This is a genomic window from Lacihabitans lacunae, from assembly GCF_042649125.1.
GTDB classification, from domain to species: domain Bacteria; phylum Bacteroidota; class Bacteroidia; order Cytophagales; family Spirosomataceae; genus Leadbetterella; species Leadbetterella lacunae.
This window is the reverse complement of the sequence record NZ_JBHRYQ010000001.1, coordinates 4,732,300-4,758,298: the sequence shown is the minus strand read 5'-3', so window position 1 is coordinate 4,758,298 and position 25,999 is coordinate 4,732,300. Positions and strand designations below refer to the sequence as shown.

The window sequence follows — 25,999 nt, the reverse complement described above, 5'->3', positions numbered from 1 at the left end:
TTAAAAATACAGAATTAAAAGCATAAAAATATTACAAATATGGAAACAATAGATATTGTAATGAATGGCCTCATGGAGCGGTATACCGAAAGAGTACCTGATGTAAAAAAAATAACCCATGCTATGCAAGCAGCTGGCATGATATACACTCAAGCGGATATAGAAAATGACCACGTGGCGTTTAGAACCTTGGGAATTCCTAACTTAGGAATTGCTTCTTTCGAAAAAATATTTTTAAAGCTCGGTTATACAAAAAAAGACTTTTATCACTTTGAAGCTAAGAAAATAGACGCTTTTTGGTATGCTCCGCCAAGTGAAGCTTACCCCCGGATTTTTGTGAGTGAACTCAGAATTGGCGACCTTTCGGAAAATGCTCAAAATATTATAAAAAAATATACGGACGCCATAAAAAGCGACCCCGTAGATGACATTGACCTAAACGATGGTTATGCGATTGACAACTTCCTTCACTCGCCCCTTTGGCAAATACCCACCTGGGCAGACTACGAGGCTCTGCAAGCAGAAAGCGAATACGCAGCTTGGGTGATTTATAACCGCTATTATTTAAATCATTATACTATAAGTGTGCATAATCTGCCGCTTGGTTTTGATGATATCTATAAGTTCAATGAGTTCTTAGAGGGCATTGGAATAAAATTAAACAATGCGGGTGGCAAAGTGAAGGTTAGCCCAGACAACGGCCTCTTACAGAGCTCTACGGTGGCCGAAATGATTGACGCCGAGTTTGCAGATGGCAGCACTCACCGTATTTCGGGAAGTTATGTGGAATTTGCCGAACGAAAGGTTTTACCTCAGTTTAAAAACATCCCCGATGATGAAATCAAAAGGATGCATAGACGCGAAGGCTTTGAATCAAATAACGCCGACAAAATATTTGAGAGTACGTTTTCGTCTCAAACTACTAGATAACATAAAAGCCCTCCTTTCGGGGGGCTTTTATACTTTTATTTCCAAAAACATTAACAGTCTTTTTTGTCTTCCGTAAAAGTAAACACAATTGGCTTTTTAACTTTTTCTTCAAGCAAGGCAACCTCAATCACCTCTTCTACATAGTTAACATAGTGGAAAGTTAAACCTTTTGTATACTCCTCGCCTATTTCTTCTACGTCTTTTTGGTTTTTGTAGCACATTATGATGTCCTTAATATTTGCCCTTTTTGCCGCAAGAATCTTTTCCTTTATCCCTCCAACAGGAAGCACTTTTCCTCTCAAAGTTATCTCACCAGTCATGGCAAGGTCTTTTTTGATTTTCCTTTGGGTAAATATCGAAGCCATAGAAACTAACATCGTAATACCTGCCGAAGGGCCGTCTTTGGGAACCGCACCTTGAGGCACGTGAATGTGAAGGTCATATTGACTAAACACACGATAATCAATGCCGATTTCGTCGGCATGTGATTTCAGATAAGAAAGTGCCGTTACAGCCGATTCTTTCATGACATCGCCAAGCTGACCTGATAAAGTCAACACGCCTTTTCCTTTACTCAAGTTTGTTTCAATAAACAAAATATCGCCACCAACGGGAGTCCAGGCCAAACCGGTTACTACACCCGCAAGATCATTGCCTTCATATAAGTCTTTATCAAAAATCGGCTGACCCAATAATCTTTCGATGTCCGCTTCTTTGATGTTTGGATTGTATTCCTCTTCCATAGCTACTGCTTTCGCTATTTTCCTGACTACACTTCCTATTTTTTGTTCCAAATTACGAACACCCGACTCACGTGTGTAACCTTCTATGATTTTGACAATCGCTTGATTGTTTAATTTTATCATAGTGGAAGACATTCCGTGCTGCTCTATTTGTTTAGGCAAAAGATGTCTTTTTGCAATTTCAAGCTTCTCTTCTACCGTGTATCCACTCAATTCTATAATCTCCATTCTGTCTCTAAGGGCAGGCTGAATACTATCTAAAGAGTTGGCAGTAGCTACAAAAAGTACATTTGACAGGTCGTATTCAACCTCCAAATAGTTATCTTTAAAGGCAGAGTTTTGCTCTGGATCCAAAACCTCCAACAAAGCAGATGATGGATCACCTCTGTGGTCTTTAGAAATCTTATCTATTTCATCCAATATAAAAACTGGATTACTTTTTTTAGCCTTTTGAATATTCTGAATAATCTTACCCGGCATAGCACCTATGTAAGTTTTTCTATGTCCTCTCACCTCGGCTTCGTCATGCACACCACCTAGGGCCATTCTTACATATTCTCTTCCGAGAGCTTTCGCGATAGACTTCCCAAGGGAGGTTTTACCTACTCCTGGAGGGCCATACAAACAAAGCAACGGGGCTTTCATGTCTTGACGAAGTTTCAAAACCGCGAGATATTCTAAAATACGCTCTTTTACTTTGGTTAACCCAAAATGGTCGTTATCTAAAATCTTTTTAGCTCTTGCAAGCGAAAAGTTATCTTTCGACATTTCATTCCAAGGCAAATCAACCAAGAGTTCTGCATAACCCAGTGAAACACCATACTCTGGAGCCATTGAGTTCATACGCATGATTTTGTTGAGCTCTTTGTTAAAATGCTCATTCACCTCTGGTTTCCATCTTTTTTTGGCACCTTTGGCTCTTAGCTTCTCTACTTCTTGGTCTGGCGTATCCATTCCAAGCTCTTCCTGAAGCACTTTTATTTGCTGTCTGAGGTAATATTCTTTTTGTTGCTGATCTATATCCGAGCTCGCTTTGCTTTGAATATCTTTTTTGATTTCCAAAACCTGTACCTCTTTCATCATATGTTCAAGCAGTTTGGTAGCTTGCTCATACCCGTCAAAAGTCTCAAGAAGCAATTGCTTTTCAGCTATACCTACATTGAGGTTTGAAGAAAGAAAATGTGTTAGGAAGTTAGGCGTATCAATATTATTTATCGCAATCTGAGCGTCTCTTGGTATCTCTGGATTTAAATTTAAAATATTAAGTGCCGCTTCTTTTAAGCTTTGGATAAGAGCCTTGGTTTCCTTTTTCTTTGGATTAGGGAAGTGATCTTCGATGTATTCAACTTTTGCAGTCAAATGTGGTTCTACTTTCAAAAACTCCTCCACTTTAAACCTTCTTCTGCCTTGTAGAATAATGGTTACATTACCATCCGGCAAAACTATCATCTTCAAAATATGAGCAATAGTTCCGACTTTATATAAGTCATCTATAGAAGGTTCTTCGTTGGTAGTTCTTATCTGAGAAATTATCCCTAAGGTTTTATCGCCTTTATATGCTTTTTTAACTAAACGCGTCCCTTTAGTTCTTGTTACGGTCACAGGTATAACTATGCCCGGAAAAAGGACCGTATTTCTTAGCGGAAGTATGGACAAAACTTCAGGAAGATTGTTAGCATCTTCCATGACTTCGTCTGGTGGAGCTATCTCTATCATTTCAACACTTTCTAAATTTCTTCCTGAAAGCTCCAAATTCATTATTTTTTCAAAATCTTGCATTAACTCAAGGTGGTTTTATATGTCAAAATGACAATTTGAAAATAGTCAAAAAGCCATTCGTAAACAAAAAATAGTATTAAAATATTTGTCAAAGCTAATGCCACAGTGGCAAAACATGGCAAAATGTCACATTCGAATAGCCAGCCCCTTATTTGAAAGGTATTTTTTCAAATCAGGGATTGGAATTTCTCTAAAGTGAAATATACTTGCGGCTAAACCTGCATCGGCATTACCTACCGTAAAAACTTCGTGAAAGTGTTCCATAGAGCCCGCTCCTCCAGATGCAATAACAGGAATATTAACTGAAGTTGAAATCTGCGAAGTTAAGGTATTTGCAAAACCCGCCTTTGTGCCATCAGCATCCATCGAAGTCAACAAGATTTCTCCGGCACCTAATTCTTCTATCTGCTTTGCCCAAGCCAATGTTTCTATATCTGTACCTTTGCGGCCCCCATGGGTATGCACTAGGTTTGTACCTTCTACATTTCGAGTATCAATGGCCACTACAATACATTGGCTTCCGAACTCTTTAGCTAAGTCATACACTAATTGCGGGTTCCTAACAGCCGAAGAGTTTATAGAAACTTTATCAGCACCTGCATTTAGTAGTTTAGAAACATCATTTATAGAACCGATACCTCCACCTACACAAAAAGGGATATTGACCGCATGAGCAACTCGATACACCAACTCAAGTAAGGTTTTACGCTCCTCTACTGTAGCTGTGATATCTAAAAAAACAAGTTCGTCTGCTCCTTGAAGGGCATATTCAGCTGCTAATTCAACTGGATCACCGGCATCTCTTAGGTTTACAAAGTTCGTACCTTTTACAGTACGTCCATCTTTTATATCTAAGCAAGGAATTATTCTTTTTGTTAGCATAAAAAATTCTTGATTTCTTTTAAGGAAATACGTCCTTCATAAATAGCTTTTCCTACTATAACACCATAAATATTGGCATCGTTTAGCTTTTCTATATCGGCCATAACACTCACACCACCGCTAGCTATTATATGCAACTCAGGGAATTTATTTTGCATTTGACTATATAAATCAAACGAGGGGCCTTCCAACAGGCCGTCTTTGGCCACGTCGGTACTAATTGTATACTTTATGCCTTTTGCTATATATTTTTCCAAGAAGTCAAATACTGAAACATCCGTATCTTCCTCCCAGCCGCTAATCGCAATTTTTTCATTTTTAGCGTCAGCTCCCAATATTATTTTTTCAGAACCAAAAGTTTCGAGCCAGTTCATAAACATTTCAGGATTTTTCACAGCTATACTGCCACCAGTAACTTGCTTTGCACCATATTCAAAAGCCATTTTAATAGCCTCGTCTGACTGTATGCCCCCTCCAAAATCAATCGAAAGGTTAGTTTGAGTAGCAATAGCTTCCAGAACCTTATGGTTAACTATTTTCTTTTGCTTAGCTCCATCCAAATCAACAAGATGCAACCTCTGAATACCCGCCGCTTCAAACTCTTTAGCTACTTCGAGCGGACTTTCGTTGTATATTTTTTTTTGAGCGTAGTCGCCCTGAGTTAATCGTACACATTTGCCATCTATGATATCAATAGCAGGAATAATCTGAATCATGTTATTAATTAAAGAGCTAAAAAATTCTGAAATATTTGTTGGCCTACCATTCCGCTAATTTCGGAGTGAAACTGGCAAGCATAAAAGTTGTCTTTTTGTAAAATCGCCGAATAAGGCAACACATAGTCGGTTTGAGCAACTGTAAAGTCACACAAAGGAGCATAATAGCCGTGATTATAATACACGTATGCTTCTTCATTTACATGTTCGCAAAGAGGCGTTTTTAGGTTTGTAATAGAATTCCAACCAGTTTGTGGGATTTTAAAACCAGCCTTCTTTGGAAATTTAATTATGGGAATATCAAAAATACCCAAACAATCGGTATCGCTCTCTTCAGAGTGAGCACATAAAAGCTGCATACCTACGCAGGTTCCCAAAAACGGCTGCTTTAAGTGAGGAATCAACTTATCCAAACCGCTTTCCTTTAGGCTTTTCATGGCCGAGCCCGCCTCTCCTACTCCAGGGAATATTATCTTCTCCGCATTTTCTAATTTCTGAGGATCGTCTGTAAGTTCATACGTAGCTCCAATTCGTTCTAATGCGTATATCACAGACATGATATTACCTGCATTATATTTTATAATTGAAACTTGAGGTTTTAAAATTTCTTTGGTCATTATAAAGACTTACTAATTCGTTTCAAAATTACGGTTTTATATCTAAATACTTCAATAAAAATAAAACCCGACTAAATTGTCGGGCCTATTTGTTCGCTAAATTTGTCAGGAAAAAGTTTTTAAATCGTAATGGATTGATTATTAATTATCTTGATTCATGTTTAATTAACTGACATAATCCACAAATTTAAACCAAACATTAATAAAAAAAACATTTTTCTACTTTTTTAGAATTAAGAGTTTGTCTGAATTATACATTTATGTGTTTTTTTTTAACAAAAAAACACATTCCGTGTTTATTATATGACTTTGATATACAATAAATAATAATATTGGTTAAATTTGCCCTCATTAAGCCAAAATATTTTCATTTTAAATTACTTCCCTTTATTCTTGGGTCTTTTAATCCATAAATGACAATTTCAATATCCGATATACAAGCTCCGATCGCTGTAGAGATGAAAAACTTCGAAAAGAAGTTTAAAGATTCTATGAAGACGAACGTGATGCTTCTCGACCAAATCACGAAGTATATAGTACATCGTAAAGGGAAACAAATAAGACCCATGTTTGTGTTTCTTACGGCGGGAACCGTTGGGCAAATTCAAGACTCAACTTACCGAGGTGCAGCCTTGATTGAACTCGTTCATACGGCTTCGTTAGTTCACGACGACGTTGTGGATGACTCAAACTACAGACGCGGCTTTTTCTCTATTAATGCACTTTGGAAAAACAAAATTGCAGTTCTAGTTGGTGACTTCCTGCTCACCAAAGCACTTGACCTTAGTATAAAAAACAAAGACTACGACCTGATGGGTATTGTAAACAATGCCGTGAAGGAAATGAGTGAAGGCGAACTTCTTCAAATTGAAAAAGCTAGAAAACTCGACATTACAGAAGATATTTACTTTGAAGTAATAAGACAAAAAACGGCCTCTCTAATAGCCTCTTGCTGTGCAGTAGGTGCCGCTTCAACTGGTGCTGATGAAGCCTCCACAGAAAAAGCTCGACTTTTAGGCGAAAAGATAGGTATGGCTTTTCAGATTAAAGACGACTTGTTTGACTTTGGTGACGAGGAAATTGGAAAACCTACAGGTATAGACATCAAAGAAAAAAAGATGACCTTACCGCTCATATATGCACTAAACCAGTCAAGTTGGCTAACGAAAAGGAAGATAATCAATCTGATTAAAAATGAATCTAACAAGCCCGCCAAAGTAGCAGAGGTGATTCAATTTGTGAAAAAATCAGGAGGGATAGAATATACACAAAAGATAATGCAGACTTATGTAGACGAAGCTTTTGAGATTTTAGATTTTTACCCACAGTCAGAATACCGCGACTCACTTAAAAACCTTATTCAGTACACCATAGACCGTACAAAATAATAAAAGCTCAACTTTCGTTGAGCTTTTACTTTTTACCATTCTCGGTTCATTTTCTTATTTCGAACCTGAAATCAACTCACATAATATTCTTTCTGATTCAGTAAGATAAATGTCATTTTCCTTTTCAGAATCTTTTGCTTTGTTCAATTTCTTCATCGCAGTTCTTCTCTTTTCAGATTCTTCCTTTTCCTTCTTTCTAACTTCGTAATTTAATGAGTATTCATTTTTATCTTTCAATAATTTGTACTCATTCAACTCATCTACCAAATCAATAAGTTCTGGATCAGACTTGAGTCTACTTTGAAACTTCCCGTTTAGTTTAGAAACCAATTTGTCATTTATAGAATTAACTTTTACAAAGTTTGCCTTTTCCACCTCATCGTAAGGCAAAGCTGTTGGCTGAGAACTTTCACCGTTTTCGTCAGGGCTAAAAGGTGAAGGTAATGAAATGTCAGGCTCTACTCCTTTAAGTTGAGTACTATTTCCAGTAATTCTGTAAAACTTCTCAGTAGTTAATTTCAACTGACCAAAACGCTCTTTCTCTTCAAAACCCATGTTTGAAGAACCTGAATTAGCTCCAACACCATTTTTATTTCTAGACGCCTGTCTCGGTGAGTTCAAAAACTGATCAAGGTCTACCAACTGCTGAACTGTACCTTTCCCGTACGATCTTTCACCTACTATCAATCCTCTTTTGTAGTCTTGAATAGCCCCAGCAAAAATCTCCGAAGCCGAAGCACTAAAACGATTTTGTAAAATCATTAAAGGACCGTTATAAACCAATTCTTTATCAGTATCTGACTCTACGTCAACTTTGCCTCTGCCTGTGCGTCTTTGCACTACTGGACCTTCTGTAATAAACAAACCTGTAAGGTTAATGGCTTCTGTCAATGAACCTCCACCGTTATTTCTCAAGTCTATTAATACTCCGTCAACACCCTTTTCTTCGAAATCAATTAAAAACTGCTTAACGTCTTTTGTGGTACTTTGAAAATCCCCCCCTTTTCTAGCATATTCAAAATCTCTATAGAACATCGGGATATCTATTACTCCAATTTTATATGTTTTCTTTTCGTGTTTGAAATCAATAACCTCAGATTTGGCAACGGCCTCTTCTAATTTAATTTTCTCTCTTTCTATTCTTAATATTTTTGGTTCAGTTCCCACGGGAGAATCTTGTGGTAAAAGCTTAAGTCTTACTATTGTTCCTTTCTTACCTCTTATTAGTTTAACTGCATCGTCTGTCAACCATCCTATTATGTCCTGAAACTCACCATCATCTCCCTGAGCAACTGCCAAGATATAATCATTTTTGGCTCCATTCCCATTTTTAAACAATGGGCCACCTGGCACTACATCTACTATCATTACATAATCGCCTTCGTTTTTAAGCGTAGCACCTATACCCTCTAGCGACTGGCTCATCTCAATATTAAACTGAGCCGCAGTACTAGGAATCATAAATGAAGTATGCGGGTCAATAATCTCAGTAAATGAGTTTACAAAAGTTTGAAATATATCTTCTGATCTCCACTTTAATACGCGTGACTCATACATATCGTATCTCTTATTTAAAATAGATACGATTGCACTGTCTGAAGTTCCTGAAAGCTTTAATCCTAAAGCTTGGCTTAATATAATTTTATCCCAAATTTTATCTAATTCTTTTTCCGAAGTTGCCCAAGGAGCTTTTGACCTATTTACTTCATAGGTTTCGTTTGTAGTGAAGTCAAGTGGCTTACTTAAGAAGTTCTTTATATAGGCATGTCGCTGCTTATACTTTGTTCTGTAAGCATTGAAAACATCAAATGGGGCCGACAGATTACCGGTTAACAAAGACTCATCGATGGTGTATCTGTATTTTTCAAAGCCATCAATTTCTTGTTTTGTAAAATACGCTTTTGAACCGTCTACGTTTTCTATGAAATTGTCCCAAACCTTGGCAGAAAGGGAATCGTTTACCAAAAATTTCTTGTAGTGATAATTGTTCAAAAACTGAGTAACAAAAGCCTCTACCTTTGACTGTGAAGCCGTAGGTTCAAGGTTGTCGTAACTATATTTTGGGGCATCGTTTTGAGCAAAAGCTGCAACGCTTCCTACCCACAATAACGAAATTAAAATTCTTTTCTTCATTTAATTAGATTTTAACCAATAGTCTAAATATAAGAAAACTGGCTGGTTATTTTACTATTTCTAACAATTCAATATCAAAAATCAACACTTGATTAGGGCCAATAGAAGGAGGTCCTTGAGTTCCATAAGCTAAATCCGACGGTACATAAACAGTCCATTTTGACCCAACAGTCATCAGTTGCAAAGCCTCAACCCATCCTTTAATAACTTGTGTAACTCCAAAAGTTGCGGGTTCACCTCTATTAACCGAGCTATCAAAAACTGTACCGTCAATAAGTGTTCCGTGGTAATGTACTTTTACTTTGTCAGTAGCAGTTGGCTTAGGCCCGTCTACCATTTTAAGTATTTTGTACTGCAAACCACTAGGAAGTGTAGTTACACCCGTCTTGGTTTTGTTTGCAATTAAAAACGCATCTCCTGTCTTTTTATTTTCATCGCCCACTTTATTTGCGGCCTTTTGAAAATAAGATTGAATAAAAGCCCCACTAACGTCAGAGCTCATTACTGATTTATTATTTGCGATGGCGTCTTTAATGGCCTTTGCCAAAACTTCTACATTCGCGTTAATCTTCTGATTTCTAATATTATCCCCAACATTAATTCCGATTGCGTAACTCAAAGAATCCAAAGAATTTTTTAAAGTCACTTGACCAAATGATATTTGACTAAAGGTTAAAAAAAGCGTGGTAAAAACTAATTTTATTGAAATTTTCATACTTTTATTTTAAGAATTTTAAATTATAACGTTAAATACGCAACTTGCACAAAAAAACGTAAATATTTTAACAAATTTAACAATACCATTAACAAATATCGACCCAAAAATTTTGTGGTATAATTTTTGAATTCGCAAATACATGAAAAAATTAATTTCCTTAATGACAAGCATATTAAAGTTTCCTTTGACAATAATACTATCTGTTAAAAACATTCTCGTAAGTTTTGCTAATAAACTCAAAAGCCCTTATCATAGTTCAACACTCCAAATAAGAGGATTTATTCATTCAGTAGCCATAGCCTCTATTGTTTTTGGTGGCTTATATATTTTTAAACCTTTTGGTTTAGAAACAGACTCTGAAGCCAATATGCATATCATAATTTTGGGATTATTGGCTTTTGCATGCATGCTAGTTTTGCAGTTTTTCTTCCCAATTGTTCTGAAATCTTTTTACAATGAACTTGATTGGACACTCGGTAAGCAGTTTATTCAATCGTTTTTAATGGTTGCGTCAATTGCCGGCATTTCATTTTATTATATTAATAGCCAAGGCATTGCAAACTTAGAACTACCATTAGACTATATTAAAGTATTAGGGTTTAGTATTCTGCCTCTTTTATTATTTGTTTTTCTTCAAGAAGGAATGCACACAAGTAAATTTAAAAGAAAGGCGGAAGATTTAACAAGCGACTTATCAGGTAAAGAAGTTATTTCAGGAAATAACCCTCTTAAAATTTTAGCTTTTGAAGGAAGTGGCCAAACACTTAGTTTGGTGCCAAATCAATTAATTTATGCGAAAGTAGGTAAAAATCAAACTGAATTCTTTTACCAAAACATCTTAGGTGTGGACAAATCAGAGGTAAACATAGACGAAAAAAAGGTACTAGACGAACTGAAAGACCACCCGCAATTTGTATCGCTTAATAAAGGATTGTATATAAACACAAATGCAATTCACAAAATCACAGGAAATGCACGCGGATTTGAGGTGGCGATAGCACGATTTAATGAGTTGATACCTGTATCAAGCAAATTCAGAAAAAACTTAGGGTAAGTTCTTATTGAAAATTATTGATTGGTTAGTTTGTTTTATTTAAACAGGCTAACCTTTTTTTGCTTAATAAAATCAGCCTCCTATAACTTATGCTGAAAAATTATGCTTCTAAAAACACAAAATCACCGAAATCAAACAATCATTCTATTCATTTGATTTATACAACCTCACGTAACTAGAGGGCGACATTTGTTTAAAAAGCTTAAATGTCCTGCTAAAATAAGATAGTGAATTAAATCCGCAGTTAAATGCCACTTCTGAAACTGGTTTATGCTCAAGGAGCATCTTGCAGGCTTGGTTTATTCTATATTCCATCAAAAAGTCGGTAAAAGTAACTTTAAACTGCTTTTTGAAATATAGACAAAACGCAGGCAAAGTCATGTTTACTAATTCGGCAATATGATTTGTATTAATATCTTCATTAAAATGATTTTCTACGAAATCGAAAATTTTAACAACTCTAACTTGTCCTTTCAGGTATCTTTCGTGTTTATTGATTGATTGGTTTAAGGCTACTCCATTTTGTTTTGCAAGAAAAGCTAACAATTCTTGAAGTTTATGAAATTTGGCCAAGCCGTTTAAAGTCAGTATTTCTTGAAAATATTGAATAGCTGCATTCTTCGTTTTTTTCGAAAAACTAATACCAACAAGACTTTTTATTAGTAAGTTTTGGATATCCTGCCATTCTGGTATCTCTTTTTCAAACAAATCTGCCTTAAATTGAATCACTATTTCTTCGTGGATATCGGTGGCACCATATCCAAAACCCGAATGCGGCAAATTGGATCCAATCAAAACCAAGTCGCCGGAATCATAGTAACTCACATGACTTCCTACGTGCCTACGGCCATTTCCTTCTAAAACTAATATTAACTCCACCTCAGGGTGGTAGTGGTAACTCCACTCAAATTGATCAGCGGTAACTCTATGATGTAACACTCTCATCGATGACCCTTTGTCGGGAACAATTTTCTCAAACTCTAATTTCATTCGATTTTATTAACTCAGTTAAAATATTGCATAAATATAAAACAAAAAATATAGAAATACATATATAACTTTGTATTATTCTAATTGACTTTATACTTACTAACCTATGATAGACAATAGAGCGAGTTTTTTCGCTCTATTTTTTATTTAACTCACATTCAACCCTTTCCAATATTATTCCTTATATATTGGCCTTAAAAACTAAAAACATGAAAAACTGGCAGATCAAAACATCCTTATATCTCAATTACTTTGTATTTGCCATCTTACTCAACTCGGTGGGAATTGTAATCTCTAAATCGATAAATGTTTACGGTGTTACAGAAGGAAACGCGTCTATTTTAGAAGCATTTAAGGATTTACCCATTGCAATCGTTTCTTTTTTCATTGCCTCATTCTTGCCAAAGTTCGGGTACAAAAAAGCCATGATGATAGGCCTAGGAATCGTTTTTTTTGGTTGCCTGGGTATGTATTTTGGTAATTCTTTTTTATCGGCTAAGTTATTATTTTTAAGCATCGGCGTGAGTTTCGCATTAATAAAGCTTTGCGTGTATAGTTTAATTGGCGAAATAACCGATACCCAAAAAGAACACACCGCTCTGATGAGTTCAATTGAAGGCTTTTTTATGGTGGGAATAGCAAGTGCTTACTTTTTATTTCCTTTTTTTTATAGCCAAACAGACACGAATCAGTGGCTAAATGTGTACTTATTTCTTTGTGTTTTTATATTTATCTCTTTTTTGTTTTTAGCTTTTTCAGATTTAAAAACCTCAGCCGAAGTTAGCCAAAGCTCAGCACTTGAAGACTTAAAGGCTTCTTTCCAATTGATAATTTTACCTTTGGTACTAATATTTGTAGGCTCCGCTTTCTTCTTTGTGATGATTGAGCAAGGCATCATGACTTGGCTCCCAAGGTTTAACCAAAAGATATTTTCATTCTCTGAAAAACTAAGTGTACAGATGGCCTCTATTTTAGCCATATCATTGGCTATCGGAAGGTTTTTGGCCGGATGGCTAACTAAAAAAATTTCATGGTCATCTATCGTGATAGCATGCTCAATCATCTCAATCATTATACTGTTTTGGGTATTGCCCCAACTAAAAATCACGGGCGATGTAAAAGTTATTGAGTCGCTCTCTGAGGTTCCATTTTTAGGATTTGTGTTGCCTCTAATTGGCTTATTCATTGCCCCAATTTACCCATTACTTAACTCAGCTGTGTTAAGTAGTTTGCCTAAAAAACTACACGCTGCCATGTCCGGTCTTATTATTATTTTCTCAGCATTGGGCGGCACTATCGGTTCACGAATAGTGGGGACACTTTTTGAAAACTTAGATGGTGTAAAAGCATTTTATTTTTTAACTATACCTATCGGCTTACTCATATTATTTGTTTTAAGGATTAAATCCATCATTAACAAACAAAAAACTTCATCATGAAAACAGTATTAGACTTCCCTGATTTCTTTAAGGAAATTCAACTTTCAGGCTATTTCGCAGATTCAAAAACATTCCCAGATTTAGAACCAAAAAAATCAATTGGAAAAATAGTAGATGTTTTTTTTGACCAAAAAGAAAACGAGAATTTCTCTTTGCCCTTATTTTTAAATGAAAATTTTTATATCCCCGAAAATAACGCAACGAGCTACACTTCTGACGAAAGTTTAAAACCTGAAGACCACCTGCATCAACTGTGGAAACATCTAAGTTTGGAAGTTAAAAAAGGTAAGTCGAATACTACTTATATTTCAATGCCTCACGGCTTTGTGGTTCCCGGAGGGCGATTCCAAGAGGTTTATTACTGGGATAGTTATTTTACAATGCTTGGGCTCATTGTTTCAAAAAAATTCCAAAAGGTAGAAGACATGATTGCCAACTTTGGCTTCCTAATAGACACCTATGGGTTTATACCCAACGGAAACAGGACCTATTTTTTAAGTAGATCACAGCCTCCATTTTTTGCTTTGATGGTGGCCTTACTAGAGACTTTTGATGGTAAATTAAAAGCCATCGATTTTTTACCTCAACTAAAAAAAGAATATGCTTTTTGGATGAAAAATCAAGAAAGCTTAAGTACAGCTACCGCCATTGAAAGAGTTGTGAAACTTAATGATGGAACGATTTTAAACAGGTATTTCGATAATGACCCCAGCCCTCGACCTGAGTCTTATGAAGAGGACGTACACTTATCAGAAAAAGCAGATTCACCCGAGGAATTATTTTTAAATCTAAGGGCTGCTTGCGAATCGGGTTGGGATTTTAGTAGCCGCTGGCTTGAGGACCCTATGGATTTGGCAACAATAAAAACTACAGAGTTACTTCCGGTTGACTTAAACTGCCTCTTGTATAATTTGGAGAAATACATTAGCGAATTAAGCGAAGATGAAACCGAAAAGGCAAAATATGAACACTTAGCAGCAACAAGAAAATCGGCCATATTGAAGTACTTCTGGAATGAGGAGAAACAATTTTTCTTTGATTATAATATAAAATCAAATAGTCAAAGCACTAGTTTAACATTAGCAGGAGTTTTTCCTTTGTTTTTTGAGGTTGCCACTACAAATCAAGCCCAAAGTGTAGCTCAGATATTGCAAGAAAAGTTTTTAAAACCAGGAGGCTTAGTTACCACACTATCAGAAAGTGGGCAGCAGTGGGACAGCCCAAACGGTTGGGCTCCACTCCAATGGTTATCCATAAAAGGACTTTTAAAATATAAACAAAATGACCTTGCTAAAAAAGTATCGGATAACTGGTTAGCACTAAACACCTCGGTTTATATAAATGAAGGCAAGTTTACAGAAAAGTACAATGTTGCAACTACTGATAGCGAAACTGGAGGTGGTGAATATCCAAATCAAGATGGTTTTGGCTGGACAAATGGGGTATTTTTAGATTTAAAATCAAAAAACCTTTAACCACTTGTCTTGTGCTTTCATAACAAGCTCTATTACGTCTCTTACTACGCCATCGCCTCCACATTTGTCGGAGATGTAATCTGCTATGGACTGAACTTCTTCAACGGCATCAAAAGGGCATGCAGCAAGAGTTTCAGTATATTTCATAACCAGGTAATCAGGAATATCGTCACCAACAAAAACAGTATGGGCTGCTTCGATATTGTTTTTTTCTAAATAGCCATTATACACTTCCAGTTTTTGGTCGGTACCGGCATTCAAGAAAACATCTTTAATACCTAATCCGTGTAAGCGAGTGGCAATAGATTGTTGTTTACCACCTGTGATAACCGCAATGTTATAACCTTGTTTTAGTGCCATTTGAATAGCATAGCCATCTCTAACGTTAAAAGTACGCAGAACATCGTTTTCGCTTACAATTAATGTGGCGTCGGTAAAAACTCCGTCTACATCAAAAACAAAAGTTGTAATATTTGCAAGTCTACTTCTTAATCTAATATCCATCTATAAGGGTTTTGGGGTGCAAGTATACAAAAAAAGCGAGGCCAAACCTCGCTTTTCTTTCTATTATATTATTATGCTGGCCTTCCTTTATCAAGCTCGTCTTGCCATTTTTTTAGTTCATCCCATTTTTCATCTCTCGCATATTCAGCTTGCTTTGGCCAAGTGGTTGGGTCATGCATCTGGAATCTCGACCCTGCACTTTCAAGTATTTCTTTAATAGTTTCCGCTGAGGTATCAGCTAGTTGAGCAAAAGTAAATATGCCTGCTTTGTTACAAAGCTCTTCTATTTTAGGCCCGATTCCTTCTACTATCTTTAGGTCATCTTTTTTACTACTTGGAGCTGGTTTGGGAGCCGGAGCGGCAAAAGATGCTACAGGAGCAGCCGTAACGGCAGCGGCAGCAACAGCACCTGCAGCAGCACTGCCTAGGTCTAAGCCACCAGAGGCTTTAGCAGATACTTTTGATTTTCTACATGCATCTAATTCTCCTTCTAGGAAATTGATTCTGTCTTGCAGCTCTACTGAGTGCGACTTAAATCTATCTCCCAATATTTTGTTTAATAACCACCAAAGTAGCAAGCCTAACAAAAGTGCCAACAAGAATATATCCAAAGGGAAGTTATTTATAAGACATTTAATATTTTCCATGTTATTTACGTATTATTATAGTTTATTATTTCATTAATCGGATAGACACACGACGGTTCTTTGCTTTACCATCAGGAGTACTTTCGTCAGCGATAGGCTCACTTTCTCCTTTACCAAAAGTCTCAAGATTATCAGGAGAAAATCCATCGGTTACTAATATATTTTTTACAATGCCGGCTCTTTTTAAAGAGAGTGGATTGTTTGTCGCTTCTGATCCGTCACTGTCGGTGTGCCCTGTTAAACTTAGCTTTGCTTCCGGATTTTTCTCCAAATATGCTTTTGCAGTTTTTAGGAAATTTTCTAATTCGGCTGTGCGAGTTATAGTTGACTTTCCGCTTTCAAAATAAACATCTAATGGTTCGAAAAGTACTTTTTCTTCGGGTGTCAGTTCTACTTGGACTGTATCCTCTACAACTGTAATGGTATCTGCCATGGCTGGCGTCATAGTTTGTTCAATTGCCGTAGGTTGCATCATGCCTGAGCACTCTGGTTTTCTGTAACAATTCCAAAACCAACTGTAAAGAAGGGATCCTAGTAAAATCACAATAGGAATAATAAATCTGTTCATGATTAAAGTAGGGGTTAATAAATTAATGGATAAATTTCTAACAAATAAAAACAAAATTTGCGTATTACAATAATTAAGATTCAGAAATCAAAAAAAAGTAACAGAAAAATTTAAAATTTCTAAAAAAAACAAAAAAAAAGACCCAATTAATGGGCCTTTCCTTCATATAGACTTAATAATCAAATCCTTACTTATTCATTGTCGACAAGAACTCTTGGTTGGTTTTGGTTCCTTTCATTTTGTCGAGTAAAAACTCCATAGTTTCCATAGGGTTCATATCGGCCATGTACTTACGAAGCAACCAAACTCTTTGCAGTTCGTCTCTATCCATAAGAAGGTCTTCTCTACGTGTTCCTGAAGTTAAAATATCGATAGATGGGAACACGCGTTTGTTAGCCAATCTACGATCTAACTGAAGCTCCATGTTACCTGTACCCTTAAACTCTTCAAAGATTACTTCATCCATTTTCGACCCTGTGTCTATTAGAGCTGTAGCCACAATAGTTAATGAACCACCGTTTTCTATTTTACGAGCCGCTCCAAAGAATCTCTTTGGTTTGTGAAGAGCATTTGCATCCACACCACCTGAAAGTATTTTACCAGAAGATGGCATTACTGTGTTATAAGCTCTTGCTAAACGTGTGATTGAGTCTAACAATATTACCACGTCGTGACCTGACTCTACTAACCTCTTAGCTTTTTCAAGCACCATTCCAGAAACTTTAACGTGCTTATCTGCAGTTTCGTCAAAAGTAGAAGAAATAACCTCCGCTCTTACGCTACGTTGCATATCTGTAACCTCTTCCGGACGTTCATCAATAAGCAAAATAATCAAGTAAACTTCTGGGTGATTTATCGTGATCGCGTTTGCAATCTCTTTAAGTAGAACCGTTTTACCCGTTTTCGGTTGGGCCACTATCATCCCCCTTTGTCCTTTACCTATAGGTGAAAACAAATCTAAAACACGGGTAGACATAATATCAGAACGTGTACTCAAATTAAGTTTTTCTTGAGGAAAAAGTGGTGTTAGATATTCAAAAGGAATCCTGTCTCTTATTTCTTCGGTAGTTTTACCATTAACCGAAAGCACTTTTAGGAGAGCAAAATATTTCTCTCCGTCTTTCGGTGGTCTGATAGACCCTTTAACGGTATCTCCAGTTTTTAATCCAAAAAGTTTTATTTGAGAAGGCGATACATAAATATCGTCTGGGCTGGCTAGGTAGTTATAATCAGCCGAACGAAGGAATCCGTAGCTACCTTCACTCATAATTTCTAATACACCTATATTTTCTATTAGGCCGTCAAACTCTTTTACGAGTGTATTAAACTGACGTTTTATATTTTTAGAATAATCTTCTTTTCTTTTTGCTTCTTGAGCTTGTTCTTTCGAAACTGGCTCATTTCCTGAAAGGCCTAAATCTTCATCCGATATTTCAGGTATTTCATCGTCTAAGTCAGAAAGGTCAACTTCTTCAGCTACCTCAATGCCGGCTAGCAACATTTCGTCTGCAAATGGATCGTTTGACTTTTTGTTTCTATTTTGAGCAATTTTATTTTGTACTTCTTCGGGTATATCCAAAGCTTTACTTTCTACTGGCTGTGCCGCAACTGCCTCAAAGTTTGGTGCAGCGTCTGCCACTACCCTTGTTATTCTTTTTCTAACCTTACCAGTTGAAGTTTTCGAATTTGATTCATCATTTGAATCTTCCTTTGCCTTTGGAGTTGGCGTATTTTTAGAATCTTCTGATTTATTAGGTACTTTTTTAGCTTTTGGTTTGCTTTCAGCTACAGACTCACTTGAGTTTTTTGCCTGATTTTCTAATATCTTGATAATTAATACTGACTTCGATAGCCCTTTTTCTAGTTCGATTCCCTTTTCGGTAGCGATACTTTTTAGTTCTGACAGAAGTTTAACTTTTAAATCTTCTTGATTATACATAAATTAATTGATTAAAAACAAAAGGTAGGTTGGACACACTGATTACACTAAATGTTAAATGAAATAGTTTGAAATAATCTTATTTTTTTTGGTAGAGATTGATTTCGAATTGAAACGAAACTGAAGAAATCATTGTAGCTGTTATGATTTCAGGAACAATTTTACGCATTATTTTTTAAGCGTACAAAAATATTTTCAATTAATGTAAAATTTATCAAAAAACACCTTCAAAAACTCTAATTGCAGGTCCTTTTAGCTCGATATTGGTAAAGTTATGGCCCGAAGGGTTAGCAAAACCAACCGAAAGGTTGCCTCCCAGTGTTTTAATTTTTATTGGCGAACTTAGACCTTTTTCTAAATTTGAAATTAATGCTGCAGCAGTAACTCCAGTTCCACACGAGTAGGTTTCATCTTCTACTCCCCTTTCGTATGTCCGGACAAATATTTCGTTTTCGCCTATTTGTTCCACAAAGTTCACATTTGTGCCGCCTCTGTTTACCCAAAAATCTGCATAGCGTATTTCAGCCCCTGCATCTTTAACATTTTTGGTTTCAAGTGATTTTTCAAAAGCGATGTAGTGAGGCGAGCCCGTGTTTAAAAACCAAGCTTGCTCTAGGGTTTCAACTCCGCTTACGTCTATCATGCCCAATGAAACTATATCGTTTTCGATAGATGCTTCATGTGGGCCATCTACGGCTATAAAACTCGTAGAACCCGAAAAGACACCAAGGTCTGAAGCAAACTTAACCGCACAGCGACCACCATTGCCACACATTGAGCCTTCTTTGCCGTCTGCGTTGTAATATTTCATGCGAAAATCATAGCCATCTGCATTTTCAATAATAATAAGCCCATCGGCACCAATTCCGAAACGGCGGTGACAAAGGTGCTCTATTTGTGATTCAGAAAGACTGATATCGTTTAATCTGTTGTCGATCATAACGAAGTCATTTCCTGTGCCTTGATATTTAAAAAAAGTACCCATAAAGTGATAACAAAAAATATTAAAAAAAAAGTCATCTCAGGGAGATGACGTTTTTTACAAATTATGAAAAAGCTATTACTTAAAATCTTTGCCTAAATTATTTAGTAGGCTTTAATTCTTTAATTCTTGCTGCTTTACCATGCTTACCTCTTAGGTAATAAAGTTTAGCACGACGAACTTTACCTCTTCTTAGGACCTCAATCTTATCGATATTTGGTGATAATACAGGGAAAATTCTTTCTACTCCAACACCGTTAGAGATTTTACGAACAGTGAAAGTTTCACCAGTGGTTCCGTAATTCTTTCTCTGAATTACTACTCCTTGGTATAACTGAATACGCTCTTTGTTTCCTTCAAAGATTTTTACGTATACATTAACAGTGTCTCCTGCCTTGAATTCAGGTAAGTCAGAACGCTTGTTACTGAACTCCGACTCTACAAATTTAATTAAGTCCATTGAAAAAATAAATTTTTATAAATAAATATTTTAATTGCAAAGCGGCTTCTTTTAGGCTAAAAGAGGCATTTACGAAAATCGAGGTGCAAAGATAATCAAATTTAATTTTATTTGAAACCCACTTTTTTAATTTTCCTCATATTTTTTTCACCCAAAATCTAAAACTACTTTAATTTCGTTCTGAGCGTACAAATAGAGGTATTTTAACTAAAAAAAACGCGGTGCTTTTTTTTGAATAATAACAAATACAGCTCTATTACAAGAACTGAAAGTGCTTTTATGACCAAAAAATCACAGAACCATAGTTTCCAATAACCTATGAAGTGTTTTTTGAGGATCATCGGTATAGCCCGGATGCACCTCTGATGCTTGCAAAATCGTAGATCTTTTGGCTGTTAACCACCTAAATCGGGAAGGTAAATCTTGACAACCTATTGGCCCACCCGTTTGACTTCCTTTACATATATTCTCAAAAGACATTAAGTTATTTCGTAACTCTAACAAATCAGTTTCAGGACTAAAAGCTAAAACTTTGGCTTCGTTTATAAAAAACTCAAACTTTAAAAACTTAAGTGATTTGCAAAAAACGATTACTCCCAGATTGATAAACTCGGCCCGCTCCACGCGTGGACAAAAACGCACCGTGGCGTATTCATAAACGTGCATTTCTTGCATTTTCAGCTTCGGTTACAAAAGTGGACATACTTTCTAATCGTTTTAAAAGAAAGCTTTTATATAATTCTTTATTAACTCCGTCTTGCTTATTTATAAACGAATCTGGAATTCCATCAACGAGCATTTCAAGTAATTGAGGCGTGACTATTGGAGTCAACATTTCTGACATTTCGGCAATACTGCTTGCCTTTGATATCAAAACGTGCTCTTTGATTGCCGCAAAAGGCCTTTGAGCTTGGTCTTCCCAGTTTTCGGGTGCATGATGAAAATACAAAGACGCTCCATGATCAATGAGCCAAAGCTCTTTGTTCCAAAATAACATGTTAGTATTTTTGGCCGTACGGTCAATATTCATCAAAAACGCATCTAACCAAACTATTTTCGCAGCTAATTCTGGTTCAACTTCATGAACTAATGGATCGAAACTTATAGAACCAGACAAATAATGTAAGCCAAGGTTTTTGCCTACACTAAACTTCAACAAGTCTTGTATTTCTTCGTCGGGTTCAGTTCTGCCAAACCCTTCGCCCAAGTCTGCCAAAACTAATTCTGGAACTTTGAGCCCTAGTTCTCTGGCTAGTTCTGCTCCGATATAATCAGCAACTAAGGCCTTGGTGCCCTGCCCGGCTCCTCTAAACTTGAGTGCATACAAGAAACCATCGTCGGCTTCTACAATCCCCGGCAATGAACCTCCTTCTCTCAAAGGAGCCACATAACGTACCACATTTACCTGCCTTAATGGATTCATCAGAATTTAACTTTTCCCCAACCAAGGGTATTTACCATCCAATTTGGAAGTGGCTTTTGCGTTTTTCGCTTTTGTAAATTTATATACCAACCTATTTTTTTCAAAACTGGCACCTTATGTGTTTCCACAAACTCTATAAGGGTACCGTCTGGATCTTCGATGTAGGTAAACCTTCCTGCGGCATCGCCCATGTCAAACGAATTGGCACTGTCTACTACAAAAGGAAAACCACCTGACTTTAGCTTTTGACCAAGTTTATCCATATCCAAGGCATCAAAACAGAGGTGAATAAAACCAAGATCGCCCCAGCTTCTTCCTGCCATTATGGTTTTTACATTTCCGTCTATTTTTTGAACAAGTTCTAACTCTATGTTTCCAAATAATTTAGAAAAAGCACCTTCTGTAGACTGCGATTTCCTTAACAATACTCTTCTAAATGTATTTTGATTTGCGGCCAATGGCTCTAAGTCTCCGAAGGTTCCGGTTTTGTCGTAAACCACGGTAGTGAGCCCTAAAAGTTCCTTGTATAGAACCAATGATTTTTCAATATCGGAAACACCCAACACTACGCCTAGCACACCTCCTGCATTAGAAACACCTGACTTAAACCATGAGTTATCATCTACTACTTGTAGCTGATTGCCGTAATTATCTTTTAGCCAAACTACGGGTTTTTCTTCTGGATTTTTATAAACAGTAAGTTTATGGTCTTTTGCAAAAGTGAGGACATCATGGGTTTTGAATTTAACTGCAAAAATCCCCAAGTCGCCCAATTGAGGCTCAGAATCAGCAGCAATAGGCAATGGGGTTTTCGACTCCCAAATTTCAGCTCCACCTCCACCGGCCATATTAACCGCCAAAATGGCTCTTCTTTGTCTAATATTGCCTTTGGTATAGTTTACCATTAGCTTTGCTTCTGCCACATCGTCAAACACGGGCACGTTTAAACCGAGGTTTACATTGTACCACTTAAACGACTCCCAGGCATCGCTTACACCGATACCCACTTGCTGGATACCTGAAATTAAATTTTCATTATTAGACATATAGGACCAAAATTTAGATCTGAATTTTCGCCCAAAATTAAGAAAACCTGCGAATTTTATGGTAGAATAATAGAAAAAGAACAGATTCTATAAAATCTGATAGTTGGAGTTAAGCGTTTTGTCGTATTCTTCTTTGATTTTTTCAGGGCTTTTTTGTCCTTTCATGAAACTCTGCATAGCCTTAAAGTTTGCCAGCTGAACTTTAAAATACGAATTGAGTTGGTATTTTCTGTCCGAAACTAAGACTTCATTTTCCAAAACCTTAAATGTATATTTCCCTTGAGCACGTCTAAAAAAATCATATTCTTCCATGATACAATACGACTCATCGAAACCTAAAAGTGAATGGTACACTTCTTTTTTGACAAAGAGTGTTTGGTCTCCGCCTCTACACCACAGAAATGGAAAACGGGTAAAATAACTGTTGATTTTTAATAAAATACGAGGCGAATCAAATCTAAAACGAAAACAGCCCATGTCTGCCCCAAAAGTAATAGCATTATGAATATCCATCAAAAAACCATTTGGTAAAACCGCGTCAGCATGCACAAAATACAAAACATCGCCACTGGCTTTAGATGCTCCAAAATTCATTTGAGCGGCTCTTCCTGCTTTGGGTGCCTGCAAAAGTTTAGCGAAAGAAAAGGAGGAAACCACATTCTGAATTTGATCGCTTGAACTTGGGGAATCGACCACCAAAACCTCTTTAATACTTCCAGAAAAATTGCTTTTTATTGAATTTAGCAATTTGGAAATATTTGATTCTTCATTGTAAGTGGGAATAACAATACTTATTAGCATAATCGAAATATACGATTTAGATGAGATTTTTTGTTAGCCAAATCTAAAAAACGAGTATTTTTGAAAAAAGGATTTCAGAATTTTACTTTTTTTTAAATATTAAGTTGCCTTTTAAAAACCAAATGAAAATATTCAACAGCGAACAACTCCGCCTTTTAGACGCATATACCATTAAAGAGAAAGGAATCGCATCTGTGGATCTAATGGAAAGGGCAGCATCTGTATTTGTTGAAATTTTCTCCGAAATTTTCGGTGCTGAAGAATCTGTTCGGATAATATGTGGCACTGGAAACAATGGAGGAGACGGTTTGGCGGTAGCAAGGCTACTTCATCAGAAAGGCTACACGGTTTTTGTGGATATTATAAACGGCAATGAAAGTGCGGATTTTAAAATAAACCTAGAAAGACTAAATCAGCAGCAAATACCATGGCAGTATGTCGCCGAACTCAAATTAGCTCCAACAGATATTATCATTGATGCTATTTTTGGCTTTGGCATAAATAGACCTACAACGGGCATTTATCAAAAAACCATAGCCGCCATAAATGAAAGCAAAAGCAAAGTGGTGGCCATAGATATCCCTTCTGGTTTATTCCCTGATGCTTCATCTGAAAATCATAGCATTGTAAAAGCTACGCATACCATATCTTTCGAAAGCCCTAAACTGGCCTTTATGATGCCTGAAAACGACAAATGGGTTGGAAAACTTCACATTGCTCCAATTGGGCTTTCGGAGCAAAAAAAAGCAGAATTAAAAACAGATTACCATTACACTCTAAAAGCGGACATAAAACCTTTGGCTCGCGAACAATTTGGGCATAAAGGCACCTTCGGCCATGCACTTTTGATCGCTGGAAGTAAAGGGATGATGGGTGCAGCAGTTCTTGCCTCAAAGGCTTGCCTACGCTCGGGAGTTGGCAAAATTACGACACACATCCCAAGGGATACCGCCCAAATATTACAAATAAGTATACCTGAGGTTATTTGCCAAGAAAGCGAAAATAAATCTTGTTTCTCTGAAAGTTGGAATACTGATACATTACAAAAATACGATGCTGTAGGAATTGGACCGGGAATAGGAACGAAAAATATGAACGGATTTGAAAACTTCCTTCTGAATTTTCCCACAAATACACCTTTGGTGATTGACGCTGACGCCATTAATTTATTAGGAGAAAACCCTTCGCTCTTAAAATATTTGCCACGAAATGTCATCCTAACGCCTCATCCAAAAGAATTTAAAACCCTGATAGGCCAATTGTGGGAAAATGATTTTGAAAAACTAGAATTACTGAAAGGTTTTGCAATAAAAAACGGAGTAATCATTTGTCTAAAAGGACATTACACAGCAATGGCCTTACCTTCTGGCGAAGTTCATTTTAACTCAACCGGAAACTCCGGCATGGGCACTGCAGGAAGCGGAGATGTACTGACGGGTATTATTCTTGGTTTTTTGGCACAAGGTTATTCAGTTAAAGAAGCAGCTATTCAAGGCGTTTATGAGCACGGCCTTGCGGGAGACAGGGCAGCCACAAAACGCTCCGAAAGGGCAATGATAGCAAGTGATATTATAGAAAATTTTATATAAATGAAACTAAATAAAGTACACCATATCGCCATTATCTGTACAGACTATCAGAAATCTAAACGGTTTTATACCGAAATTTTGGGATTTGAGATAATAAACGAAGTGTATAGAGAGCAGCGAGAAAGCTACATGTTAGAACTGGCCTTAAATGGTCAATACGTGATAGAGCTTTTCTCATTTCCTAATCCACCAAAAAGACCGAGCAGACCTGAGGCCGCGGGACTCAGGCATTTGGCATTTGAAGTAGACGATGTAGCCGAAACCAAAAAGGAACTGGAGGCACATCAAATAAAAGTGGAAGATATTCGAATAGACAAATACACGGGCAAGCGGTTTACTTTTTTTGAAGACCCCGACCACTTGCCACTTGAGATTTATGAAAAGTAATACAGCCCATAAACGATGAGCAACCTCTATAAAAACCTTGCAAATGTGTACGATGAAATCTATCAAACCATATTTGATTATGACGCCGAGTTTGAGTTTTACGATTCAATTTTGACCAAAAACAATATAAAAGACGTGATTGAAATTGGCTGTGGCACAGGCAATTTGGCAAAAAGATTTGTGGCAAAAAACTACACCTATTTGGGTGTGGACTTGTCTCAAAACATGCTCGATATTGCAGCAAAAAAAGTACCATCAGCAAATTTTCAGCAAGGAAACATCTGCGATTTAGCACTCAACAGGAAGTCTGATTCTGTATTAATAACAGGTAGAACAATTAGCTACTTGCTCACTAACAAAAGTATAAAGGATGCATTCCGCAACATTTACTTAGGCTTAAACTCAGGTGGGGTATTAATTTTTGACGCCATTGATGCATCTGCCCTATTCAGGGATTTTATAGAACCTAAAACAGACGAACTAGCAGTAAAATTTAAAAAAAGCGAATACAAAAGAATAAGCAAAAGTACTGTAAATTTAGCCTCTGGCTGGACTTGGGATTGGGAATCCTCTTATTTTAAAAAAGATGAAAATGGGCATTTTAAAAACATCGGCGATGACTTTGCAACACTTCGAGCATTTACTAAAGACGAAATTATATTATTTCTAAATTATTCCGGATTTGAGCTTTTAGAAATTACCCCAAAGCAATCTTATGCATGGAAAGATGATTTTTATATCGCCAGAAAAATCTAATTTTACCTTATCAAAACTTACAAAAAATACCTA

At 36.6% G+C, this 25,999-nt stretch carries 25 protein-coding genes; 8 read left to right on the top strand and 17 right to left on the bottom strand.

Annotation, left to right across the window (positions count from 1 at the left end):
- Positions 1–39: 39 nt before the first annotated feature.
- Positions 40–930: a DUF1338 domain-containing protein gene (locus ACFOOI_RS20115; protein ID WP_379839886.1), complete on the top strand. Its 891-nt coding sequence runs from the start codon at positions 40–42 to the stop codon at positions 928–930.
- 50 nt (positions 931–980) lie between these two features.
- Here the strand turns inward: ACFOOI_RS20115 and lon are convergent, their stop codons facing one another.
- The 4 genes from lon to hisH all read right to left on the bottom strand — a co-directional run bounded on the left by lon (position 981) and on the right by hisH (position 5,667).
- On the bottom strand, positions 981–3,452 hold the full coding sequence (gene lon / locus ACFOOI_RS20110; protein ID WP_379839885.1) for an endopeptidase La: 2,472 nt from the start codon (positions 3,450–3,452) through the stop codon (positions 981–983).
- Positions 3,453–3,578: 126 nt separating this feature from the next.
- Positions 3,579–4,334 (bottom strand): imidazole glycerol phosphate synthase subunit HisF, encoded by a 756-nt coding sequence (gene hisF / locus ACFOOI_RS20105; RefSeq protein ID WP_379839884.1) that lies wholly within the window; start codon positions 4,332–4,334, stop codon positions 3,579–3,581.
- The gene (hisA, locus tag ACFOOI_RS20100) at positions 4,328–5,050 is read right to left on the bottom strand and encodes a 1-(5-phosphoribosyl)-5-[(5-phosphoribosylamino)methylideneamino]imidazole-4-carboxamide isomerase (RefSeq protein WP_379839883.1); all 723 of its coding nucleotides are present in this window, start codon (positions 5,048–5,050) and stop codon (positions 4,328–4,330) included. The genes hisF and hisA overlap by 7 nt, the downstream gene beginning before the upstream one ends.
- A gap of 8 nt (positions 5,051–5,058) precedes the next feature.
- Entirely contained in the window at positions 5,059–5,667 is a 609-nt protein-coding gene (gene hisH, locus ACFOOI_RS20095; protein ID WP_379839882.1) for an imidazole glycerol phosphate synthase subunit HisH, read from the bottom strand.
- Positions 5,668–6,080: 413 nt separating this feature from the next.
- Between hisH and ACFOOI_RS20090 the strand changes: the two genes are divergently transcribed.
- On the top strand, positions 6,081–7,055 hold the full coding sequence (locus ACFOOI_RS20090) for a polyprenyl synthetase family protein (RefSeq protein WP_379839881.1): 975 nt from the start codon (positions 6,081–6,083) through the stop codon (positions 7,053–7,055).
- Positions 7,056–7,109: 54 nt separating this feature from the next.
- On the opposite strand, the gene ACFOOI_RS20085 is transcribed toward ACFOOI_RS20090, so the two are convergent.
- Positions 7,110–9,188, bottom strand: a complete 2,079-nt coding sequence (locus ACFOOI_RS20085; RefSeq protein ID WP_379839880.1) for a carboxy terminal-processing peptidase — start codon at positions 9,186–9,188, stop codon at positions 7,110–7,112.
- Positions 9,189–9,234: 46 nt separating this feature from the next.
- Positions 9,235–9,903 carry an FKBP-type peptidyl-prolyl cis-trans isomerase gene (locus ACFOOI_RS20080; protein WP_379839879.1) on the bottom strand — a complete coding sequence of 223 codons (669 nt, stop codon included), beginning with the start codon at positions 9,901–9,903 and terminating at the stop codon, positions 9,235–9,237.
- A gap of 163 nt (positions 9,904–10,066) precedes the next feature.
- Here ACFOOI_RS20080 and ACFOOI_RS20075 point away from each other — a divergent pair, with 163 nt between their 5' ends.
- Positions 10,067–10,960 (top strand): hypothetical protein, encoded by an 894-nt coding sequence (locus ACFOOI_RS20075; RefSeq protein ID WP_379839878.1) that lies wholly within the window; start codon positions 10,067–10,069, stop codon positions 10,958–10,960.
- Between the two features lie 144 nt (positions 10,961–11,104).
- Here ACFOOI_RS20075 and ACFOOI_RS20070 read toward each other — a convergent pair whose 3' ends face one another.
- Positions 11,105–11,950 (bottom strand): AraC family transcriptional regulator, encoded by an 846-nt coding sequence (locus ACFOOI_RS20070; protein WP_379839877.1) that lies wholly within the window; start codon positions 11,948–11,950, stop codon positions 11,105–11,107.
- 209 nt (positions 11,951–12,159) lie between these two features.
- Here ACFOOI_RS20070 and ACFOOI_RS20065 point away from each other — a divergent pair, with 209 nt between their 5' ends.
- Positions 12,160–13,389 (top strand): MFS transporter, encoded by a 1,230-nt coding sequence (locus tag ACFOOI_RS20065; RefSeq protein WP_379839876.1) that lies wholly within the window; start codon positions 12,160–12,162, stop codon positions 13,387–13,389.
- The gene (gene treF, locus ACFOOI_RS20060; protein ID WP_379839875.1) at positions 13,386–14,864 is read left to right on the top strand and encodes an alpha,alpha-trehalase TreF; all 1,479 of its coding nucleotides are present in this window, start codon (positions 13,386–13,388) and stop codon (positions 14,862–14,864) included. The genes ACFOOI_RS20065 and treF overlap by 4 nt, the downstream gene beginning before the upstream one ends.
- On the opposite strand, the gene ACFOOI_RS20055 is transcribed toward treF, so the two are convergent.
- The 10 genes from ACFOOI_RS20055 to ACFOOI_RS20010 form a co-directional block, all read right to left on the bottom strand.
- Complete coding sequence (locus ACFOOI_RS20055) at positions 14,850–15,368, bottom strand: KdsC family phosphatase (RefSeq protein WP_379839874.1); 519 nt, start codon at positions 15,366–15,368, stop codon at positions 14,850–14,852. The genes treF and ACFOOI_RS20055 overlap by 15 nt on opposite strands.
- 71 nt (positions 15,369–15,439) lie before the next feature.
- Positions 15,440–16,015, bottom strand: a complete 576-nt coding sequence (locus ACFOOI_RS20050; RefSeq protein WP_379839873.1) for a hypothetical protein — start codon at positions 16,013–16,015, stop codon at positions 15,440–15,442.
- A gap of 25 nt (positions 16,016–16,040) precedes the next feature.
- Positions 16,041–16,583 carry an OmpA family protein gene (locus tag ACFOOI_RS20045; protein WP_379839872.1) on the bottom strand — a complete coding sequence of 181 codons (543 nt, stop codon included), beginning with the start codon at positions 16,581–16,583 and terminating at the stop codon, positions 16,041–16,043.
- Between the two features lie 187 nt (positions 16,584–16,770).
- Positions 16,771–18,522 carry a transcription termination factor Rho gene (gene rho / locus ACFOOI_RS20040; protein ID WP_379839871.1) on the bottom strand — a complete coding sequence of 584 codons (1,752 nt, stop codon included), beginning with the start codon at positions 18,520–18,522 and terminating at the stop codon, positions 16,771–16,773.
- Positions 18,523–18,736: 214 nt separating this feature from the next.
- Positions 18,737–19,507 carry a diaminopimelate epimerase gene (gene dapF, locus ACFOOI_RS20035; RefSeq protein WP_379839870.1) on the bottom strand — a complete coding sequence of 257 codons (771 nt, stop codon included), beginning with the start codon at positions 19,505–19,507 and terminating at the stop codon, positions 18,737–18,739.
- A 97-nt stretch (positions 19,508–19,604) separates the two neighbouring features.
- On the bottom strand, positions 19,605–19,964 hold the full coding sequence (rplS, locus tag ACFOOI_RS20030; RefSeq protein ID WP_379839869.1) for a 50S ribosomal protein L19: 360 nt from the start codon (positions 19,962–19,964) through the stop codon (positions 19,605–19,607).
- Positions 19,965–20,255: 291 nt separating this feature from the next.
- Complete coding sequence (locus tag ACFOOI_RS20025) at positions 20,256–20,639, bottom strand: DUF3037 domain-containing protein (protein ID WP_379839868.1); 384 nt, start codon at positions 20,637–20,639, stop codon at positions 20,256–20,258.
- Positions 20,617–21,387, bottom strand: a complete 771-nt coding sequence (locus ACFOOI_RS20020; RefSeq protein ID WP_379839867.1) for a HipA family kinase — start codon at positions 21,385–21,387, stop codon at positions 20,617–20,619. The genes ACFOOI_RS20025 and ACFOOI_RS20020 overlap by 23 nt, the downstream gene beginning before the upstream one ends.
- The gene (locus ACFOOI_RS20015) at positions 21,387–22,433 is read right to left on the bottom strand and encodes a VOC family protein (protein WP_379839866.1); all 1,047 of its coding nucleotides are present in this window, start codon (positions 22,431–22,433) and stop codon (positions 21,387–21,389) included. The genes ACFOOI_RS20020 and ACFOOI_RS20015 overlap by 1 nt, the downstream gene beginning before the upstream one ends.
- Before the next feature lie 87 nt (positions 22,434–22,520).
- Positions 22,521–23,234, bottom strand: a complete 714-nt coding sequence (locus ACFOOI_RS20010) for a TIGR04283 family arsenosugar biosynthesis glycosyltransferase (protein ID WP_379839865.1) — start codon at positions 23,232–23,234, stop codon at positions 22,521–22,523.
- A gap of 122 nt (positions 23,235–23,356) precedes the next feature.
- On the opposite strand from ACFOOI_RS20010, the gene ACFOOI_RS20005 reads away from it, so the two are divergent.
- Genes ACFOOI_RS20005 through ACFOOI_RS19995 form a run of 3 tightly spaced genes read left to right on the top strand, consistent with a single transcriptional unit; the run spans position 23,357 to position 25,966 of the window.
- The gene (locus tag ACFOOI_RS20005; RefSeq protein ID WP_379839864.1) at positions 23,357–24,823 is read left to right on the top strand and encodes an NAD(P)H-hydrate dehydratase; all 1,467 of its coding nucleotides are present in this window, start codon (positions 23,357–23,359) and stop codon (positions 24,821–24,823) included.
- Positions 24,824–25,210 (top strand): SMU1112c/YaeR family gloxylase I-like metalloprotein, encoded by a 387-nt coding sequence (gloA2, locus tag ACFOOI_RS20000; RefSeq protein ID WP_379839863.1) that lies wholly within the window; start codon positions 24,824–24,826, stop codon positions 25,208–25,210.
- 15 nt (positions 25,211–25,225) lie between these two features.
- Entirely contained in the window at positions 25,226–25,966 is a 741-nt protein-coding gene (locus tag ACFOOI_RS19995; protein WP_379839862.1) for a class I SAM-dependent DNA methyltransferase, read from the top strand.
- The last annotated feature ends 33 nt before the right edge of the window (positions 25,967–25,999 follow it).

Bases quoted from the DNA above. Each gene is read 5' to 3' on its own strand.
- ACFOOI_RS20115 (WP_379839886.1), top strand. From the start codon at position 40: ATGGAAACAATAGATATTGTAATGAATGGCCTCATGGAGCGGTATACC.
- lon (WP_379839885.1), bottom strand. From the start codon at position 3,452: ATGCAAGATTTTGAAAAAATAATGAATTTGGAGCTTTCAGGAAGAAAT.
- hisF (WP_379839884.1), bottom strand. From the start codon at position 4,334: ATGCTAACAAAAAGAATAATTCCTTGCTTAGATATAAAAGATGGACGT.
- hisA (WP_379839883.1), bottom strand. From the start codon at position 5,050: ATGATTCAGATTATTCCTGCTATTGATATCATAGATGGCAAATGTGTA.
- hisH (WP_379839882.1), bottom strand. From the start codon at position 5,667: ATGACCAAAGAAATTTTAAAACCTCAAGTTTCAATTATAAAATATAAT.
- ACFOOI_RS20090 (WP_379839881.1), top strand. From the start codon at position 6,081: ATGACAATTTCAATATCCGATATACAAGCTCCGATCGCTGTAGAGATG.
- ACFOOI_RS20085 (WP_379839880.1), bottom strand. From the start codon at position 9,188: ATGAAGAAAAGAATTTTAATTTCGTTATTGTGGGTAGGAAGCGTTGCA.
- ACFOOI_RS20080 (WP_379839879.1), bottom strand. From the start codon at position 9,903: ATGAAAATTTCAATAAAATTAGTTTTTACCACGCTTTTTTTAACCTTT.
- ACFOOI_RS20075 (WP_379839878.1), top strand. From the start codon at position 10,067: ATGACAAGCATATTAAAGTTTCCTTTGACAATAATACTATCTGTTAAA.
- ACFOOI_RS20070 (WP_379839877.1), bottom strand. From the start codon at position 11,950: ATGAAATTAGAGTTTGAGAAAATTGTTCCCGACAAAGGGTCATCGATG.
- ACFOOI_RS20065 (WP_379839876.1), top strand. From the start codon at position 12,160: ATGAAAAACTGGCAGATCAAAACATCCTTATATCTCAATTACTTTGTA.
- treF (WP_379839875.1), top strand. From the start codon at position 13,386: ATGAAAACAGTATTAGACTTCCCTGATTTCTTTAAGGAAATTCAACTT.
- ACFOOI_RS20055 (WP_379839874.1), bottom strand. From the start codon at position 15,368: ATGGATATTAGATTAAGAAGTAGACTTGCAAATATTACAACTTTTGTT.
- ACFOOI_RS20050 (WP_379839873.1), bottom strand. From the start codon at position 16,015: ATGGAAAATATTAAATGTCTTATAAATAACTTCCCTTTGGATATATTC.
- ACFOOI_RS20045 (WP_379839872.1), bottom strand. From the start codon at position 16,583: ATGAACAGATTTATTATTCCTATTGTGATTTTACTAGGATCCCTTCTT.
- rho (WP_379839871.1), bottom strand. From the start codon at position 18,522: ATGTATAATCAAGAAGATTTAAAAGTTAAACTTCTGTCAGAACTAAAA.
- dapF (WP_379839870.1), bottom strand. From the start codon at position 19,507: ATGGGTACTTTTTTTAAATATCAAGGCACAGGAAATGACTTCGTTATG.
- rplS (WP_379839869.1), bottom strand. From the start codon at position 19,964: ATGGACTTAATTAAATTTGTAGAGTCGGAGTTCAGTAACAAGCGTTCT.
- ACFOOI_RS20025 (WP_379839868.1), bottom strand. From the start codon at position 20,639: ATGCAAGAAATGCACGTTTATGAATACGCCACGGTGCGTTTTTGTCCA.
- ACFOOI_RS20020 (WP_379839867.1), bottom strand. From the start codon at position 21,387: ATGAATCCATTAAGGCAGGTAAATGTGGTACGTTATGTGGCTCCTTTG.
- ACFOOI_RS20015 (WP_379839866.1), bottom strand. From the start codon at position 22,433: ATGTCTAATAATGAAAATTTAATTTCAGGTATCCAGCAAGTGGGTATC.
- ACFOOI_RS20010 (WP_379839865.1), bottom strand. From the start codon at position 23,234: ATGCTAATAAGTATTGTTATTCCCACTTACAATGAAGAATCAAATATT.
- ACFOOI_RS20005 (WP_379839864.1), top strand. From the start codon at position 23,357: ATGAAAATATTCAACAGCGAACAACTCCGCCTTTTAGACGCATATACC.
- gloA2 (WP_379839863.1), top strand. From the start codon at position 24,824: ATGAAACTAAATAAAGTACACCATATCGCCATTATCTGTACAGACTAT.
- ACFOOI_RS19995 (WP_379839862.1), top strand. From the start codon at position 25,226: ATGAGCAACCTCTATAAAAACCTTGCAAATGTGTACGATGAAATCTAT.